Raw genomic sequence first — 18,283 nt, 5'->3', positions numbered from 1 at the left:
AGCATGCTGCCGGCAGTGTAGCGTTTGCACCATGAAAAACGGCCTCGGGGAACCGAGGCCGTTGTAGGGGCGCAAAGTCTTGCGGCGCGCGGATCGGAGCTTGTCTAGATAGGTCCGCCGCACTCCGCCATCAGAGATTGTCCAGGTACGTGCGCAGCTTGTCGGACCGGCTGGGATGCTTGAGCTTGCGGATCGCCTTGGCCTCGATCTGGCGGATGCGCTCTCGCGTCACGTCGAACTGCTTGCCCACTTCTTCCAGCGTGTGGTCGGTGGACATCTCGATGCCGAAGCGCATGCGCAGCACCTTGGCCTCGCGCGGGGTGAGGGAATCCAGGATGTCCTTCACCACGTCGCGCAGGCCGGCCTGCATGGCGGCTTCGATGGGCGCGGTGTTGTTGGTGTCCTCGATGAAATCGCCCAGGTGCGAATCGTCGTCGTCGCCGATCGGCGTTTCCATGGAGATCGGCTCCTTGGCGATCTTCATGATCTTGCGGATCTTGTCCTCGGGGATCTCCATCTTCTCGGCCAGCGTGGGGGCGTCCGGCTCGTAGCCGAATTCCTGCAAGTGCTGGCGCGAGATGCGGTTCATCTTGTTGATCGTCTCGATCATGTGCACCGGGATGCGGATGGTGCGGGCCTGGTCGGCGATCGAACGCGTGATGGCCTGGCGGATCCACCACGTGGCGTAGGTCGAGAACTTGTAGCCGCGGCGGTATTCGAACTTGTCCACCGCCTTCATCAGGCCGATGTTGCCTTCCTGGATGAGGTCCAGGAACTGCAGGCCGCGGTTGGTGTACTTCTTGGCGATGGAGATCACCAAGCGCAGGTTGGCCTCGATCATCTCCTTCTTGGCGTCACGCGAGGCCTTTTCGCCCTCGTTCATGCGCTTGTTGATCTCCTTCAGGTCCTCCAGCGGCACCACCGCCCGGGACTGCAGGTCGATCAGCTTCTGCTGCAGCTCCTGCACGGCGGGCAGGTTGCGCGCGAGGATGGCGCTGTAGGGCTTGCCGAGCGCGATTTCCTTCTCGGCCCACTTCAGGTTCAGCGCGTTGGGCGGGAAGGTCTTGATGAAGTGGTCCTGCGGCATGCCGCACTTGTCCACGCAGATCTTGCGCAGCTCGCGCTCGTAGCGGCGCACATCGTCCACCTGCGAACGCAGGATGTCGCACAACCGCTCGATGGTCTTGACCGTGAAGCGGATGGTCATCAGCTCGTCGCTGATGGCGCGCTGGGCCTTGTTGTACGAGACAGACTTGTAGCCTTCCTTCTCGAAGGCCTTGCGCATCTTGTCGAACTCGCGGCGCAGGTGCTCGAACTTGGTGAGCGCGGCGGTCTTCAGCTCTTCGAGCTTCTTGGTCAGCGCCTTGCTGCCGCCCTGGCCGTCGTCGTCGTCTTCCTCGTCGAACTCGTCGAAGTCTTCCTCGGCCACGTAGTCGTCGGCCTCATCGTCGGACACGAAGCCGTCCACCGCCTCGGAGATCTGCATCTCGCCGGCGGCGATCTTGTCGGCGTAGGTCAGGATCTCGGCGATGGTGGTGGGCGAGGCGCTGATGGCCAGCATCATGGCCTGCAGGCCGCCTTCGATGCGCTTGGCGATCTCGATCTCGCCCTCGCGCGTGAGCAGCTCCACCGTGCCCATTTCGCGCATGTACATGCGCACCGGGTCGGTGGTGCGGCCGAATTCGGAGTCCACCGTGGACAGCGCCGCTTCGGCGGCTTCCTCGGCTTCTTCTTCAGTGGCCGTCGTGGTGGCGCCACCGGCGATCAGCAGCGTGGCGGCGTCCGGCGCCTGCTCGTACACCGCGATGCCCATGTCGTTGAGCATCGAGACGATGGCCTCGAGGATTTCGTTGTCGACCAGCTTTTCGGGCAGGTGGTCGTTGATTTCCTGGTGGGTCAGGAAACCACGCGTCTTGCCCATCTTGATGAGGGTCTTGAGCTCCTGGCGGCGCTTGGCGACTTCCTCTTCGGTGAGCGCAGTCTCGTCCAGCCCGAACTCGCGCATCAGCGCGCGCTCCTTGGCGCGCGACACCTTCATGCGCAGCGGCTTGACCTTTTCCTTGACCTCGCCTTCGCCGGTGGCCTCGACCACCTCGACTTCCGGTTCGCCTTCGAGCTCAGCCTCGACGTCGGAGAAGTCCTCTTCGACGATCGCTTCCTTCTTGGCTTCTTCCTTCGGCTTGCGCCCGCGCTTGCCCTTGGCGTCTTCCTTCACGGCGGCGGCCTTGGCTGCGGGCTTCTTCTTATCCTCGACAGCGGCGGTTTTGCCCTTGGCGGCGGTCGGCGTCTTGGCGGCAGGGGCGGCAGGCTTCTTGGCGGTCATGCGAATCCTCGGAAGAAAAAGGCGGGAATTTGCCCGGATCGGCGCCATGCGGCAGCCTCTGGTGCTCCGTTGCGCAAAAGCAAACGGATGCGCAAACCTCCAGGGCGGCACATCAACGGGCGTCGGGCAGGCAAGATCGCGTGGACGTTTGAGAAATGCAGCCCTTGCGGGTAATGGGTGGCCTGGTTTTGCCCTTGTCGAGGGTGGCCGGGGCCCGGAGGTGCTGCTGTCACTCTTGCCGCTGCAACAAACCGGTCATTATCGTCGATGTAGGGCTTGCCGTCAAAAACGCAAGGGGAATTTCGACGACGAACTACGAAACAGCGTTCAATCGTTTGCTCAGATCATCGAACTGTCGCTGCAGTTCCCGGTAGCGCGCGCTCATTTCCTCGCCGGCCAGGCCGGATTCGACCAGCAGGCGCTGCTCGTCCTTGATGGCCTGGATGTGCAGCCGGTCCAGCACGATGCGCAATTCCTGCTGGAGGTCCACGGTCTCGGCGTTGGTGTGCAGCAAGGCGATGCGTTCGACAAGGCCCGGGCCTTGCGACCCGAAGTCCTGCTGCTGCATCTCCTGCAGCAGCGCGGTGGCGTGTTCCGGGCCGTGGTCATTGAGGTGGCGCTCCAGCCAGGCAAAAGCCGGCCCGTAGGGCGCCGGCTGCTCGGCCAGCAGGTCGTGCGAAGGGGCGCTCAGCTCGTTCCACAAATCGCAGCGGGTGACCAGCAGCCACAGCGCCCGGTCCAGCAGGGTGGGCGTGCCGGTGGCCAGCTTGCGCGGGCCCACGGGGCGCCGGGGGGCGCGTGGTGTGTCGGCCTCGGGGGCCCGGGCGGCCGGGGCCGCAGGGGCCACACGCCACAAGGCGAGCAGGTCCTCGCTCGCCAGCGCGGACTGGGCTGCCAGCTCGCCCAGGATCTGGCGTCGCAATGCACCGTCGGGCAGGGCCTGCCACATCGGCTTGGCCTGCGCGAGAAAGCGTGAGCGCCCTTCCGCCGTGTCGAGGTTGCAGCCTTCGCGTGCGGCTTCCACCAGCTGGCGCGACAGCGGCACCGCCTCGGCGATGCACTGCTCGAAGGCTTCCGGCCCGAATTCGCGCACGTAGGAATCCGGATCGTGTTCCGGCGGAAGGAAGAGAAAGCGCACGCTGCGGGTGTCGCTGGCATGGGGCAGGGCGGCTTCGAGTGCGCGGCCGGCCGCCCGGCGCCCGGCGGCATCACCGTCGAAGCTGAACACCACGCTCTCGGCGAAGCGGAAGAGCTTCTGGACATGGTCAGCCGTGCACGCGGTGCCCAGCGTCGCCACCGCGTTGGGAAAGCCCAGCTGGGCCAGCGCCACCACGTCCATGTAGCCCTCGACCACCAGCACGAAACCCTTGTCGCGCAGGGCGTGCCGGGCTTCATGCAGGCCGTACAACTCGCGCCCCTTCGAGAACACCGGCGTCTCGGGTGAGTTCAGGTACTTGGGTTCGCCCCTGTCCAGCACCCGCCCGCCAAAGCCGATGACTTCGCCCTGCACCGAGCGGATCGGAAACATGATGCGGTCGCGGAACCGGTCATAGCGCTTCTGCTCCGCTTCGTCCTCGCCCTGCACGATCACCAGCCCTGCATCGGCCAGCACCGGGTCGTCGTAGCGCGGGAAGACGCTGGCCAGACCGCGCCAGCCTTCGGGCGCATAGCCGAGCCCGAAGCGCGCGGCCACCTGGCCGGTGAGGCCCCGGCCCTTGAGGTAGTCGATGGCGCGCGGGCTGGCCTTCAGCTGCTGCCGGTAGTGTTCCGCCGCGCGGGCCAGCACCTCGCTCAGGGTCGCCTGCTGTGCCTTCAGCTGTGACGCACGGGCCTTTTCCTCGGGCGTGCTGTCGTCCTCGGGCACCGTCATGCCCACCTGCTGGGCCAGCTCATGCACTGCGTCCAGGAAACCCAGGCCGCCATGCTCCATCAGGAAGCGCAGCGCATCGCCGTGCACGCCGCAGCCGAAGCAGTGATAGGTCTGCCGCGTGGGGCTGACGATGAAGCTGGGGGTCTTTTCCCCATGGAAGGGGCACAGGCCCTTGTGGTTGATGCCGGCTTTTTTCAGCTCGACATGGCGGCCCACCACCTCCACCACGTCCACACGCGACAGCAGGTCCTGGATGAAGCCGTTGGGGATCACCCCGGCAGTCTAACGTGGGGCATGGCATGGATCATGCAGACTGCACCGGCCTTCGCGCGGGCTCGGGCTTGCGGCATTTGTGCACGCCGGCTGCCTGGCCGCTCGGGGTTTCACTTTATCGCGCTGTGGGCACGCTCACTACACTGCGCCCAAACAACCGGTTACGCGCCGGCCGGGGCCGTACAGGCGGCTCACGGCCGGGCAGCAGGAGGGTCCATCGTCATGCAGCAATGGGGTTCATGGCGCACAGTGCGCACTGTTCTTGGGGGCTGTGCCTTCGCGGCCGGGATGGCGGCACACGCCCAGGCGCCTGCACCCATTCCCAATCCGGCGGACCCGGCGCTGGCCGAGCGGGCCCAGCGCGAAGGCGACAAGGTCTTCAAGTGGATCCTGATTCACGCGGACAAGCCACGTCGCAGCGCCGACGCGAAACCGGCTGCAGCGGCGGCCGCTCCCGCCACCCCTGCCAAGGCGGTGGCGCGGGTGAAGGACGAAGGCATCGTCGAGCGGGTGACACCCGTGGCGCCGACCGCCAAGGCGCCTGCCGCCGCTTCGCCTTCGGCCAATGCCGCGCCGACCGCGGCTGCTGCACCGGCGGCCGGCGGCGCCGCAACGGCCGCCGCGGCGGCGCCTGCATCCACCGACACCACGCTGGCGCTGGCCGCACCCGCGGCTGCCAGCGCCACGGTCGCGCTTCCGGTGCCGGAGCCTGAACCGGAGGAGGACCTGCCGCTCATGCTCGTGCACCAGGTGGAGCCGGAGTTCCCCGTGAGCGTGCTGCGACGTATCCAGAAAGGCTCCGTGCATGTGCGCTTCGAAGTCCAGCCGGACGGCACGGTGAAACAGACCGAGGTGCTCAAGACGAGCAGTGCACGGCTGAACCAGGCGGCTCAGGAGGCGGTGGCGCAGTGGCGCTTCATGCCGCTCAAGCACACCCAGTTCGGGGTGGTCGAGCTGGCCTTCAACATGGAGTGAGCGCTCGGCGGCCGGCGCGGCCTACAGGCGCGCCGGATGCAGCGGCACCACCGTGGCCGTGGCCGGCGGCAGCGCAAAAAGGCCCTTGTGGTCGCGCACCCAGCGGTACACCTCGTCGGCGGGCATCGCGGCTGAGAGGCCCAGGCCCTGGCCGATGTCGCAGCCCAGTTCGATCAACGTGCGGGCCTGCGCGGGCGACTCCACGCCTTCGGCCACCACGCTGCAGCCGAAGGTGCGCGCCAGCCCGATCACCCCCTCCACGATGGCCAGGTCCTGGGGGTCGTTGAGCATGTTGTGCACGAAGGAGCGATCGATCTTGAGCACGTCCACCGGCAACTGCTTGAGGTAGGTGAGGGTGGAATAGCCGGTGCCAAAATCGTCCAGCGAGAAGCGCACACCGAGGCGGCGGCATCGGTCCAGCAGCGCGGAGGTATAGCCCACATCGGCCAGGGCCGCGGTCTCCAGCACCTCCAGCTCCAGCTTGGGGCCCAGCGACCGGTGGTGGCGCGCCAGCAGTTCGGTCAGGCGCTGCGCAAAGTCCGGCTCCTGCAGGTGGCGCGCCGAGACGTTGACGCTCACCGACAGGTCCAGGCCCATCAGCTGCCAGTGCGCCAGCTGCTCCAGCGCCTGCTCCAGCACCCAGTCGCCCACCCGGGCCGACAGCCCGGTGTGTTCGATCAGCGGCAGGAACTGCGCCGGCGGCAGCAGCCCCTGCTCCGGATGGTTCCAGCGGATCAGCGCCTCCATGCCCAGCACCACGCCACGCCGCATGTCCACCTTGGGCTGGTAGTGCAGCACCAGTTCCCGGTTGTCCAGCGCCTCCTGCACCCGGCCGATGGCCATCACGCGCTCCTCGGTGCGACGGCTGTGCTCGGGGTCGAAGAACAGGTAGCCGTTGCGGCCGGACTGCTTGGCGCCGTACATCGCATGGTCGGCGTGGCGCAGCAAGGTGTCCGCATCGCAGCGGTCCAGCGGGTACACGGTGGCCCCCACGCTCGCGGTGATCTGCACCGCTTCGGCACTCGGGCCGATGGCATACGGCTGGCCCACGACACGCAGCACCCGCTCCACCGCCAGCCTGGCTTCGTCCAAGGTGCCAGCGCGCAGCAGCAGCACGAACTCGTCGCCGCCCAGCCGCGCCGCTGCATCCGACCAGGCGGCATTCGCCCGCAGGGCACCGCGCAGCCGGCTCGCGAGCTCCACCAGCAGGCGGTCGCCCGCGGCGTGCCCAAACCGGTCGTTCACCGGCTTGAAGTGGTCCAGGTCCAGGTAACACACCGCCAGCAGGCAGCCCTCGCGCTCGCAGGCCGCCATGGCGTCGCTGAGCATCTGGGAAAGCCGGGTTCGGTTGGGCAGGCGGGTCAGTTCGTCGAAGTGCGCCTGGCGCTCCAGGCGTTCGCGCTGCAGGCGCTGCTCGGTGATGTCGGAGATCACCAGCACGTGGTTGCGCACCTGGCCGTCGCTGTTCTGCACGGTGGAGATGGTCAGGTGCAGCGCGCAGGGGTCGCCGTTGCGGCGGCGTTGCACGAGTTCGCCGCGCCAGGTGCCGGTGGCACGCAGGCTGGCCCACATGGCCGACTGCTGCTGGCGCCCGGCGGCATCCGCTGCGGGCTGCAGCAGCGCGGGCACCTGGCCCAGCACGTCATGGCGCGACAGCCCGGTGATCTGGGAGTACGTGGGATTCACATCCAGTACCCGCAGCTCGCCGTCGGTGATCAGCAGGCCCTCGTGCAGGTGCTGGAACAGGTTGGCCGACAGGCGCTGGCGTTCCGCGGCGCCCCGACGTTCGCTCACGTCCGACAGTGACACCACCAGGCGCGCCGGCCGGCCGCTGGGCGCACGCTCGGGCACCAGGGCATGCACTTCGAACCAGCAGGCACCGCTGGCGGTGAGCAGGCGCACCTCGTGCCGGAAGGCGTTGTTGCCCTCTGCCTGCAGGCCCTGCAGCGCGTGCAGGATGCGCGGCCTGTCGTCTTCATGGATGCGGACCAGCCAACCCGTGAGCGAGCCGGTGGCTGCACCGTCGGCGTCTCCCAGCAGGCTGCGCCAGCGGCGGGAGGTGAAACCGCGGCCGCTGGGCAGCTCCCAGTCGGCCACACCGATGTCGCAGCCTTCCAGCGCCAGCTGCCAACGCTCCTCGCTGGAGGAGAGCTCCCCGGTGAGCGCTGTGGCCACCAGCACGCTGGTGGCCAAGGTGGCGAGGTAGCCCCACAACAGCGCAAGGCCCTGTGCGGGCGTGTCGGCATGGAATGGGCCGGCACCTTGAGCGGTCGCCGTGGCGGCCGCCACGGACAGCAGCAGCACCGTCAAGGACGCAAAGGCGATGCCGCGCCGCAGCACCAGCCAGCACAGCAGCACATGCGGCACGAACACCAGCGGGGTGAGCGCGGTGCTGTGGGCCGACTGCGCCATGAAGGCGGCCACCGCGCTGGCCAGCACACCGGCCGACAGCAGCAAGGTGGCTTTCCAGCGCTGGTGAGCCAGCGCGTGGGCGAGCGACCGGCGGTTCAGGGTGAGCAAGGGCACGCCCGCCACCAGCAGCCCGAGCGCGTCGCCCATCCACCAGGTGCCCAGCGTCTGCAACCAGGTTCCCGGCGGCACGACGCCGCCCAGCCACAGCGAGAAGGCTCCATTGAGCGCGGCCAGCAGCGCCGCCGCACCCGCGCCGGCGCCCAGCAGCAGCCACAGGTCACGCCGGCTTTCCAGCCGGGCGCCGAAACCGCGCTGCTGCAGCCATTCGGCCGCCAGCCAGGGGGCCAGCGTGTTGCCCGCGGCGATGGCCAGTGCCACCGGCGGCTGCGCACCGGCCGCCAGATTGACCGCGAAGGCGCCGATCGCAATGGCCGCCGCCTGGCCGCGGCCCCAGCGCAGCAGCGCCGCCAGTGCGATGCCGGCGGGCGCCCACAGCAGGCTGACCAGCGGCCCGACGTGCGGGAACATCAAGGCCAGCCGGCCGGTGAGGAAATAAGCCAGGGCCACCAGCAGCAGGCGCGCCAGCCACTGCCCACGAGGGACGGCGGCGGCAATGGGCAAGGGCAGCGCGGTGGGCACGGTGATGGGCGGGCAGCAAAGCGGCGGGATGCTTCGGGGCTCAAGAGCCTGAAGGACCGGCGAGGCAAAACCGGCAAATCGTAGCAGCGCAAACCTTGCAGCGCTGCCCCCGATGCAAAGGGGCGGCGTGCAAGAAGCGAAACAAAAAGGGCCGCGTCAGCGGCCCTTCGAAGGGAATATCGGGCGGCTGGCGGCGCCTGCGGGTCACAGTGTGAAGTCGCTCAACTTCTTGCCGGACGCCAGGGCAGTTTTCAGCCAGTTGGGCTGCAGGCCGCGGCCGGTCCAGGTTTCTCCGGTACCGGGATTGCGGTACTTGGGCGCCACCTTCTTGCCCGCCGAGGAAGTACGGGGGGCGGGGCCGCCCGCCTTGCCGGCGATATCGGCGGCAGTGAGGCCGTATTCGGCCATCAGGGATTTCACCTTGGCGATCGCATCGGCACGTTCCTGGCGTTGCGTTTCAGCAATCTGCTTCTCGAGCGCGGCCTTCTGGGCGAGCAGTTCCTGCAGGGTGGGCACGAATCGTCTCCTGGTAAAAAGTAAAACGGCGCGGCGAATATATCACCGCGCCGTCAAACCGGTCAAAACCAGGAGGTATTAGCTTTCGGCCGGCGGCACATATCCGGTGGGCTGGTCCACGCCCTGGCCGAAGAAAAACTGTTCCATCTGGCGCGCGAGGTACTGCCGCGCCCGTGCATCGGCGAGGTTCAGGCGGTTTTCATTCACCAGCATGGTCTGGTGGCGCTTCCAGGCTTCGAAAGCCTCCTTGCTGACGTTGTCATAGATGCGTTTGCCGAGCTCGCCGGGGTATGGCGCAAAGTCCAGCCCCTCGGCTTCTTTCTTCAGGTAAACACATTGCACCGTGCGTGCCATATCCGATTCTCCTTATCCGAGTTTCTTGACCAGCACCTGCGAGCGCCGGTCCCAGTTGTATTTGCGCTTGCGCGCTTCGGGCAGCCAGTCGGCGTCCACCGCCTGGAAACCCCGTTTGATGAACCAGTGCATGGTGCGTGTGGTCAGCACGAAGATGCTGGACAGGCCCATGGCCTTGGCGCGTTGCTCGATGCGCTTCAATATCCGTTCGCCGTCGCCCTGGCCCTGAACGTTATTGGACACCGTGAGCGCCGCCATTTCGCCGGTCTTGGCCTCCGGGTAGGGGTACAGCGCCGCGCAGCCGAAGATCACGCCATCGTGCTCGATCACGCTGTAATGGCCGATGTCGCGTTCGATCTCGGTGCGGTCGCGCTTGACCAGCGTACCGTCGCGCTCGAAGGGCTCGATCAGCTGCAGGATGCCGCCGATGTCGTCCACCGTGGCCTCGCGCAGGCTCTCCAGCTTTTCGTCCACCACCATGGTGCCGATGCCGTCGTGCGTGTACACCTCCATCAGCAGGGCGCCGTCGGCCGCGAAGGGCAGGATGTGGGAACGTTCCACGCCCTGGCTGCAGGCGTTGACGCAGTGCTTCAGGTAGAAGGCGATCTCGCTCGGCTGCGTGGCCGGGGGCAGGGCGGCCAGCAGCTTCTGCGCATCGGCCAATGCGAGCTCGGTGTCCACCGGGCTGCTGGGGTCGTTCTGGTCCTCCAGCACGCCGGGCAGTTCGGTCAGGAAGATGAGCTTGTCGGCCTGCAGCGCAATGGCCGCGCTGGTGGCCACGTCTTCTGCAGCCAGGTTGAAGGCCTCGCCGGTGGGCGAAAAACCGAAGGGCGACAGCAGCACGATGGCGCCGGTGTCGATCGCGCGGCTGATGGCCGCGGCGTCCACCTTGCGCACCAGGCCGCTGGACTGGAAATCGATGCCGTCCACAATGCCCACCGGCCGCGCGGTGAGGAAGTTGCCCGAGACCACACGCACGGTGGCATTGGCCATCGGCGTGTTGGGCAGGCCTTGCGAAAACGCCGCCTCGATCTCGAAGCGCAGCTGGCCGGCGGCCTCCTGCGCGCAGTCCAGCGCCACCGCGTCGGTGATGCGCATGCCGTGGCTGAATTTCGAGGTTTGGCCCTTGGCGGCCAGCTGCTCGTTCACCTGGGGCCGGAAGCCATGCACCATCACCAGCTTGATGCCCATGGCATGCAGGATCGCCATGTCCTGCACAAAGGCATTGAGCTTGCCGGCCGCGATGGCCTCGCCCACGATCGCCACCACGAAGGTCTTGCCGCGGTAGGCATGGATATAGGGCGCCACCGAGCGGAACCACGGCACGAAGGTATGGGGAAAAACAAGGCTCATCGACGGGCCGCGCAAGGTGGAAGAAGGGAAAGCCAAGGGATTGTGCCGCAAGGCCCTTGGCCGGGAAGCCGCTCGCAGATAATCCGCGCCTCGTGAATTCGCCGGCTCCCACCTCTTCTGCCGCCCGGCCTGCCCGCCGCGAGCGCCCCGCGCCGCGCCCGGCCACCCCGGTGCCACCGATCACCTTCCCCGAATCGCTGCCTGTCTCCGGCAAGCGCGAGGAGATCACGCGCGCCATCGCGGAGCACCAGGTGGTCATCGTCTGCGGCGAAACTGGCTCCGGCAAGACCACGCAGCTGCCGAAGATCGCGCTCGCGATGGGCCGCGGCTTGGGCGCCGGCGGCAGCGGGCTGATCGGCCACACCCAGCCGCGGCGCATCGCCGCGTCGTCGGTGGCCAAGCGCATCGCCGAGGAGCTGAACTCGCCGCTGGGCGAGGTGGTGGGCTACAAGGTGCGCTTCCAGGACCGGCTGCAGCCCGGCGCGTCGGTGAAGCTGATGACCGACGGCATCCTGCTGGCGGAGACACAGACCGATCCGTTGCTCAAGGCCTACGACACCTTGATCATCGACGAGGCGCACGAGCGCTCGCTGAACATCGACTTCCTGCTGGGCTACCTGCGCGAGGTGCTGGCGCGGCGGCCGGACCTGAAGGTGATCGTGACCTCGGCCACCATCGACGCCGAGCGTTTCGCCAACCACTTCGCCTCCACCCGCGGCCCGGCGCCGGTGATCATGGTGTCGGGCCGGCTGTTCCCGGTGGAGCAGCGCTGGCGGCCCTATGAAGAGAACCGCGACTACGACCTGAACAACGCCATCGCCGACGCGGTGGACGAGCTCTGGCGCGAGGGCCCGGGCGACGTGCTGGTGTTCCTGCCCGGCGAGCGCGAGATCCGCGAAGCCGCGGATCACCTGCGCAAGCACCATCCGCCCGGCGTGGAGATCGTGCCGCTGTTCGCGCGCCTGTCGCAGGCCGAGCAGGACAAGGTGTTCGAGCCGCACAGCGCCCGCCGCGTGGTGCTGGCCACCAACGTGGCGGAAACCTCGCTCACGGTGCCCGGCATCCGCTACGTCATCGACTCCGGCATGGCGCGGGTCAAGCGCTACAGCTACCGCAACAAGGTGGAGCAGCTGCAGATCGAGCCGGTGAGCCAGGCGGCCGCCAACCAGCGCGCCGGCCGCTGCGGCCGCGTGAGCAACGGCATCTGCATCCGCCTGTACGACGAGAAGGACTTCGCGAGCCGGCCGCGCTTCACCGACCCGGAGATCCTGCGCTCGTCATTGGCCGGTGTGATCCTGCGCATGAAGTCCTTGCACCTGGGGCAGGTGGAGGACTTCCCCTTCCTGGAACCGCCGCGGGCCAAGGCGATTGCCGACGGTTATGCGCTGCTCGGCGAGCTGAATGCGGTGGACGAGCGCAACGAGCTCACGCCCATCGGCAAGGAGCTCGCCAAGCTGCCGCTGGACCCGCGCATCGGCCGCATGATCCTGGAAGCGCGCGACCGCCAGGCGCTCAACGAAGTGCTGATCGTCGCCAGCGCCTTGAGCGTGCAGGACGTGCGCGACCGGCCGATGGAGCAGGCCCAGGCGGCGGATGAAAAGCACAAGAAGTTCGACGACGAGAAGTCGGAGTTCGTGGGCTACCTGAAACTGTGGAAGTGGCTGGAGGAATCGCGCGGCCGGTCCGCCGAGGTGCTGCCGCCCAGCCGCCCCGACGGCGACGCACCGGGCACGCGCCGACCGCAGCAGCCGCAGCGCGCCACCACACCCGCGCCGGCCCACAAACTCTCGGTGCGCAAGCAGGAGCAGCTGCTGCGCGACAACTTCATCTCGCCGCGCCGTGTGCGCGAATGGCGTGACATCCACTCGCAGCTGCACACCGTGGTGGCCGAACACAACTGGCGCCTGAACGGCAGCCCCGCCACCTATGACCAGCTGCACCTGGCCATGCTGGCCGGCCTGCTGGGCAACGTGGGCCTGAAGGCCGACGACGACGAGTGGTACCTGGGCGCGCGTGGCATCAAGTTCTGGCGCCATCCCGGCGTGCACCTGTCGAAGAAGCCGGGCCGCTGGATCATGGCGGCCGAGCTGGTCGAAACCACCCGGCTGTATGGGCGCGGCATCGCGGCGATCGAGCCGCAGTGGATCCCCGCCATCGCCGGCCATTTGTTGAAGACCCAGCTGTTGGAGCCGCACTGGGAGAAGAAGGCCGCCGAGGTGGTGGCGCTGGAGCGCGCCACGCTCTATGGCATCGTGGTCTACAGCAATCGCCGCGTGAACTTCGGCAAGGTGGACCCGGTGGCCGCGCGCGAGATCTTCATCCGCGAGGCGCTGGTGGCGGGCGAGTGGGACACCAAGCTGCCCTTCCTGGCGCACAACCAGAAGATGATCAAGCAGGTGCAGGAGCTGGAACACAAGTCCCGCCGCCAGGACGTGCTGGTGGACGACGAGCTGATCCGCGCCTTCTACGACCAGCAACTGCCGGCCGACGCGCACTCGGGCCACAGCTTCGAACGCTGGTACCGCGAGGAGGTGAAGAAGCAGCCCAAGCTGCTGCACCTGACGCAGGACGAGCTGATGCGGCACGAAGCTGCAGGCATCACCACCACCGCCTTCCCCAAGACCATCCGCCTGGGCGGCGTGGACTGCAGCGCCACCTACCTGCACGACCCCGGTGATGCCAAGGACGGCGTGACCGTCACCGTGCCGATCTACGCGCTCAACCAGGTGAGCGACGAGCGCTGCGAGTGGCTGGTGCCCGGCATGCTGCGCGACAAGGTGCTGGCGCTGGTGAAGAGCCTGCACCAGCGCCCGCGTTCGCGCCTGGTGCCGCTGCCCGACTACGCCGCCGAGTTCGTCGAGCTCACGCCGTTCGGCCAGGGCAGCCTGATGGACGTGCTGCTCAAGGCGGTGCGTGACCGCACCCAGCTCGCCGTGCAGCGCAACGACTTCAAGCTGGAGACGCTGTCGCCGCACCTGTTCATGAACTTCCGCGTGGTGGACGAACACGGCCGCCAGCTCGGCATGGGGCGCAACCTCGCCGCACTGAAAGCGGAGCTCGGCGGCCAGGCGCGCTCGGCCTTCCAGGCCCTCGCGGTGCTCAAGGGTGCGGTGCCGGTGGCCCCCGCGCCCGCGCCAGCGGGGGGCGCCAAACCGGGCGCCGCAGCGGCCCCTGCCGCAGCGCCCAGCGTGGCGGCCGCGCGCTACACCGCCTGGACATTCGGCGAACTGCCGGAGCTGATGGAGGTGAAGAAGGGCGGCCAGACGTTGATCGGCTTCCCCGCCCTGATCGACAAAGGCACGCATGTGGAGATCGAGGTCTTCGACGAACCCGACGTGGCGGCGGCCAAGCACCGCGCCGGCCTGCGCCGGCTGGTCGCCCTGCAGATCAGGGAGCCGCTGAAGTACCTGGAAAAGAACATCCCCGACCTGCAGAAAATGGCGGTGGCCTACCTGCCGCTGGGCACGCAGGACGAGCTGCGCGACCAGATCATCGACGTGGCCCTGGACCGCGCCTTCCTGCAGGAGCCGCTGCCCGCCGACGAACACGCCTTCAAGCGCCGCATCGAGGAAGGCCGCACCCGCCTGAACCTCATCGCCCAGGAAGTGGCGCGCCTGGCTGGCACCATCCTCACCGAGTACGCGGCCGCGCTGCGCAAGCTCAAGGACGCGAGGCCGCCCAAGGAGGTGGCCGACGACATCCAGGCCCAGCTGCAGCGCCTGATACCCAAGCGCTTCATCGGCGCCGCCACCTACGCGCAGCTGCAGCACTATCCGCGCTACCTCAAGGCCATCGCGATGCGGCTGGACAAGCAGCGCGCCGACCCCGTGCGCGACAGCCAGCGCCTGGCCGAGCTGCGCCCGCTGGAACAGCGCTATGTGCGCCGCCTCAGCGACCTGAAAGGCACCAGTGATGGCCGCATGGACGAATACCGCTGGCTGCTGGAGGAGCTGCGGGTGAGCTTCTTTGCGCAGGAGCTGCGCACACCGCAGCCGGTGAGCGTGAAGCGGTTGGACAAGGCTTGGGCTCAGCTGTCGAACTGAACGTGTAGCGGGGCGGCTCGAATGCTACGAGCGAGATCGGGCCGCTGGGGCGCTCTGCTGCGCTCATGCCAGGGGACGGAGCCCCGGGCGCTCGCCAGGCACAAACAGTCCACTGGACTGTTTGTGTCCGGGCTCTCTCCCCCGTCGCCGGCCTGCGGCCGTCGCCTCCTCCTTTACTTCGCTCCGCAGAATGCCCCACCGCCCCGATCCACCACCGCACTGGCTGTTCGACGGTCGAAGACAGCGGTGCACCTCGCCGCGGCGGGTGTGTGACCCACGTAGCGAAGTAAAGGAGGAGGGGCGGGCGCAGCCCGGCCCGGGGGACATGAGCGAAGTGGGTCACGCACCCGCCGTGGCGCGTCCAGCTATGGCGCATGGAATTTCGCGTTCGCTTAACCCCGTCCGGTCGGCTCGGCCGTGCAAACGGGTTTGAGGAGGGCGATATGCACCGTTTCCGTTCCCTGATGTTCGCGGCCGTCGCATTGGCGACGAGCCTGCCGCTGTTGGCCGCGGCGCCGAAGGTGAGCCGCGTAACCTTGTACCCGGGTGGGGCCACCGTCGAGCGCGAGCTCCGGATGGAGGCCGGTACCCAGCGCTTTGAACTCGGCTGCCTGCCGGCGACTTTTGCACCCGAGAGCCTCAGGGTGGAATCCGATGCCGATGTGCGCATTGGCGAGATCGTGACCGACACGCTGGATGGGCCGCGGGCGGAGCCCTGTCGGAACACTGGCCTGGATAGCCGCATCCGTCCGCTGGAGGAGCGGCGTGCGGAGCTGGAGGCGCAGCGCAGTGCCAACGAGCTGGTGCTTGGCTACTTGAAGCAGGTCGCCGCGCCCGCCTCAGAGCCCGCCCGCGCCGGCGCCTTGCCCGACGCTCGCCAGCTGTCTGCCACTGGCGACGCGCTGCGCCGCGGTGGGCAGGAGGCGTTTGCACGGCAGTTGCAGATCACGCGGCAGATCGCCGAGCTCGACCGCACGCTGGCCGCGCTGCATGCCGAGCGCGACCGCAATGGCGCCGTGCCCACACAGTGGCGCAGCGTGCGCTTTGCCGCGCAGAGCCCGCATGCGGCGACGGTGCGCGTGGCCTATGAGGTGCCTCAAGCGGGGTGGACGCCCAGCTATCGCGCGAGCCTCGATTCGAAGAGTGGGGCGGTGCTGCTGGAGCGCCAGGCCGTCATTGCGCAGACCACGGGGGAGGACTGGCGCGGCGTGCGCCTGAAGCTGTCCACCGGCCAGCCTCGTCGCGCGCCGCAGGGGCCGTTGCCGACACCGTGGTGGGTGGACGTGCTGGCCGAACGCTCGCGCCGCGACGAGGTGCCTCTGGTGGCGCCGGCCGCCGCACCAGCCGCTGCCATGGACATGGTGGCGCAACGCAAGGCGCCCTCCGCACCGCTGTTCGACGTGAGCGTGTTCCAGGGCAGCTACGCCACCGAGTTCGACCTGCCGGGCGACACCGACCTGGCGTCCGACGGCCAGCGGGTGACCGTCACCTTGGCGCGCACGCCACTGCCGGCCAGGCTGATCGTGCGCACCACGCCGCAGCTCGATCCGCATGCCTACCTGGTGGCCCAGGCCAAGCGCCCTGAAGGGGTGTGGCCGCGCGGCCCGCTGCAGCTTCGCCGTGATGGCGCGGTGGTGGGCAGCACCGACTGGGCACCCGCCAGCGAAGCGCAGTTCAGCCTGCCCTTCGGCACCGACGAGCTGGTGCAGGTGGAAGTGGAAGGCCAGAAGCAGTTCACAGCCTCCGCCGGTGTGTTCGGCAGCCGCAAGGAACAACAGCGCGCGGTGGCCTACGTGGTGCGCAATCGCCACCGCACACCGGTGCAGCTGCAGATCCTGGAAGCGTCGCCGGTGGCTGCATCGGACGCGATCAAGGTGGCCGCGCGCTTCACGCCCGCACCCAGCACGCAGCGCTGGAAGGAGCAGCCGGGCGTGGTGGCGTGGGAGTTGGCGTTGGGGCCGGACCAGAGCGCGCGCTTCAGCGCCGAGTACACGCTCAACAGCCCGAAGGACGCGCAGATCTCGGGCCTGCGCTGAAGCGTGCACAAGGCGCGCGCCCGCGGGCCGCGCGCCTGTGCGCACCGGTGTCAGCGCACCACTTCCAGCAGGCGGTCCAGCCCGCCGTCGTTGATCTGCACCATGGCCTGCTCGCGCACCTTGGGCTTGGCGTGGTAGGCCACCGACAGGCCGGCCACGCCCATCATCGGCAGGTCGTTGGCGCCGTCACCGACGGCAATCGCCTGCTGCGGCGCGATGCCGAGGGTGGCGCAGGTCTGCAGCAGCATGCGCTTCTTCTCCTCGCCGTCGCAGATGTCGCCCCAGGGCTGGTCCACCATGCGGCCGGTGAGGGCGCCGTCCTGCACCTCCAGCACATTGCTGCGGGTGAAATCCAGCTTCAGGCGGTCGCGGATGCGGTCGGTGAAGAACGTGAAGCCGCCCGACACCAGCAGCGTCTTCAGGCCCGCTTGCTGCGCGGCTTGCACCAGCGCCTCGGCGCCCGGGTTGAGCTGCAGGCGCTGGTCGTACACCTGCGCCATCGCGCTCACCGGCACGCCCTTGAGCAGGGCGACGCGGCGACGCAGGCTGTCCTTGTAGTCGGTGATCTCGCCGCGCATGGCGGCCTCGGTGATGGCCGCAACTTCGGCCTTGCGGCCGGCCGCATCGGCAATCTCGTCCACGCATTCGATGTTGATCAGCGTGGAGTCCATGTCGAAGGCGATCAGCCTGAAGGCGGACCAGGACAAGGGTGGGGTGAAGCCTCGGACCGTGAGGCCGGGCGCAGCAGACGAGATCATGACGGGCGGCGGGAAGCGCGGACCGTGGATTCTAGGTTGGGGGTGTGGCGCCGCTTCGGGCGCGGCATGGTGACAACGCTGTCGCCTGCAGTCTGCGCAGAAGTGCACGGGCTGGCCGGCCGGCCGCCGGTATTGCGTCACACCGCCCTCCCGGGCGGGCCGACCTGTCATAGGGTGCGCGCTGGAGGTTGATGGAATGAACGGGACGGTCACCTGGTTGGGAAGCTTCGTGGCGCTGGTTGCGCTGCTGCTCGGCGCGGCCATCGCTTTCGTGGTCACTCGCGGGATCTACGACGCACGCCTGCGCCGCGCCCAGGAGCGCCTGGCGCAGGGCGCCAAGCTGCGCATGCAGACCACGGAGCTGCTGCTGCAGGCACGGCGCCAGGTGGAGCTGCTCGGCAAGGAACTGGAGGCCGCTCGCCGGCTGCGTGCGCCTGCCCGTGCCACCACCGCCGGCGTGCCGCCTGCCGCCCCCAGCCTTGTGTCGCCGCCTGTTCGCCCCGAGGTGGCTGCGGTGAACGCGATCCTGGCGGAGGCCACCAGGCCGCCGGCGCCGCCGGGTGGATTCGCCGACACCCTCCCATGCGAGCTGCGCCCGGCCCCGCCCCGGTGAGCAGGGCGCGCGTTCGCCCGGACCGATGAAGCGGCAGGCACCGGTACATTTCACGGGTTCCTGAACCACCCCGGCTGCCGTTGCGCGCACGTGCACACGCCGGGGTGCATCGCCTGCC

At 68.4% G+C, this 18,283-nt stretch carries 11 protein-coding genes; 4 read left to right on the top strand and 7 right to left on the bottom strand.

The features are described from left to right. Positions 1–130: 130 nt before the first annotated feature. Positions 131–2,323, bottom strand: a complete 2,193-nt coding sequence (gene rpoD / locus VPH43_RS07845) for an RNA polymerase sigma factor RpoD (RefSeq protein WP_328577123.1) — start codon at positions 2,321–2,323, stop codon at positions 131–133. Between the two features lie 313 nt (positions 2,324–2,636). Further along, the gene (gene dnaG / locus VPH43_RS07840) at positions 2,637–4,466 is read right to left on the bottom strand and encodes a DNA primase (protein ID WP_328577122.1); all 1,830 of its coding nucleotides are present in this window, start codon (positions 4,464–4,466) and stop codon (positions 2,637–2,639) included. A 288-nt stretch (positions 4,467–4,754) separates the two neighbouring features. On the opposite strand from dnaG, the gene VPH43_RS07835 reads away from it, so the two are divergent. Then, positions 4,755–5,441, top strand: coding sequence for an energy transducer TonB (locus tag VPH43_RS07835; protein WP_328577121.1), 687 nt, complete (start codon positions 4,755–4,757; stop codon positions 5,439–5,441). 21 nt (positions 5,442–5,462) lie between these two features. Here VPH43_RS07835 and VPH43_RS07830 read toward each other — a convergent pair whose 3' ends face one another. From VPH43_RS07830 to argA, 4 genes are all read right to left on the bottom strand, one after another. Beyond that, positions 5,463–8,492, bottom strand: coding sequence for a bifunctional diguanylate cyclase/phosphodiesterase (locus VPH43_RS07830; protein WP_328577120.1), 3,030 nt, complete (start codon positions 8,490–8,492; stop codon positions 5,463–5,465). A gap of 204 nt (positions 8,493–8,696) precedes the next feature. Further along, positions 8,697–9,008 (bottom strand): H-NS histone family protein, encoded by a 312-nt coding sequence (locus tag VPH43_RS07825; protein ID WP_328577119.1) that lies wholly within the window; start codon positions 9,006–9,008, stop codon positions 8,697–8,699. 78 nt (positions 9,009–9,086) lie between these two features. After that, positions 9,087–9,362 (bottom strand): oxidative damage protection protein, encoded by a 276-nt coding sequence (locus tag VPH43_RS07820; protein ID WP_328577118.1) that lies wholly within the window; start codon positions 9,360–9,362, stop codon positions 9,087–9,089. A 12-nt stretch (positions 9,363–9,374) separates the two neighbouring features. Beyond that, entirely contained in the window at positions 9,375–10,715 is a 1,341-nt protein-coding gene (argA, locus tag VPH43_RS07815; RefSeq protein WP_328577388.1) for an amino-acid N-acetyltransferase, read from the bottom strand. Between the two features lie 56 nt (positions 10,716–10,771). Between argA and hrpA the strand changes: the two genes are divergently transcribed. Together hrpA and VPH43_RS07805 are read left to right on the top strand one after the other, a co-directional pair. Next, positions 10,772–14,758: an ATP-dependent RNA helicase HrpA gene (gene hrpA, locus VPH43_RS07810; RefSeq protein WP_442909237.1), complete on the top strand. Its 3,987-nt coding sequence runs from the start codon at positions 10,772–10,774 to the stop codon at positions 14,756–14,758. A gap of 443 nt (positions 14,759–15,201) precedes the next feature. Then, complete coding sequence (locus VPH43_RS07805; protein WP_328577116.1) at positions 15,202–16,794, top strand: DUF4139 domain-containing protein; 1,593 nt, start codon at positions 15,202–15,204, stop codon at positions 16,792–16,794. Positions 16,795–16,844: 50 nt separating this feature from the next. Here VPH43_RS07805 and serB read toward each other — a convergent pair whose 3' ends face one another. Further along, complete coding sequence (serB, locus tag VPH43_RS07800) at positions 16,845–17,552, bottom strand: phosphoserine phosphatase SerB (protein WP_328577115.1); 708 nt, start codon at positions 17,550–17,552, stop codon at positions 16,845–16,847. A gap of 196 nt (positions 17,553–17,748) precedes the next feature. Here serB and VPH43_RS07795 point away from each other — a divergent pair, with 196 nt between their 5' ends. Beyond that, a complete protein-coding gene (locus VPH43_RS07795) occupies positions 17,749–18,165 on the top strand; it encodes a hypothetical protein (protein WP_328577114.1) in 417 nt (138 codons plus the stop codon). The last annotated feature ends 118 nt before the right edge of the window (positions 18,166–18,283 follow it).

Origin of the sequence: Ideonella sp. BN130291, from assembly GCF_036231905.1 — a bacterium.
Lineage (GTDB): Bacteria > Pseudomonadota > Gammaproteobacteria > Burkholderiales > Burkholderiaceae_C > CAMLIZ01.
Note: the sequence above shows the minus strand (reverse complement) of the source record. Positions and strands in the feature narration are given on the sequence as shown.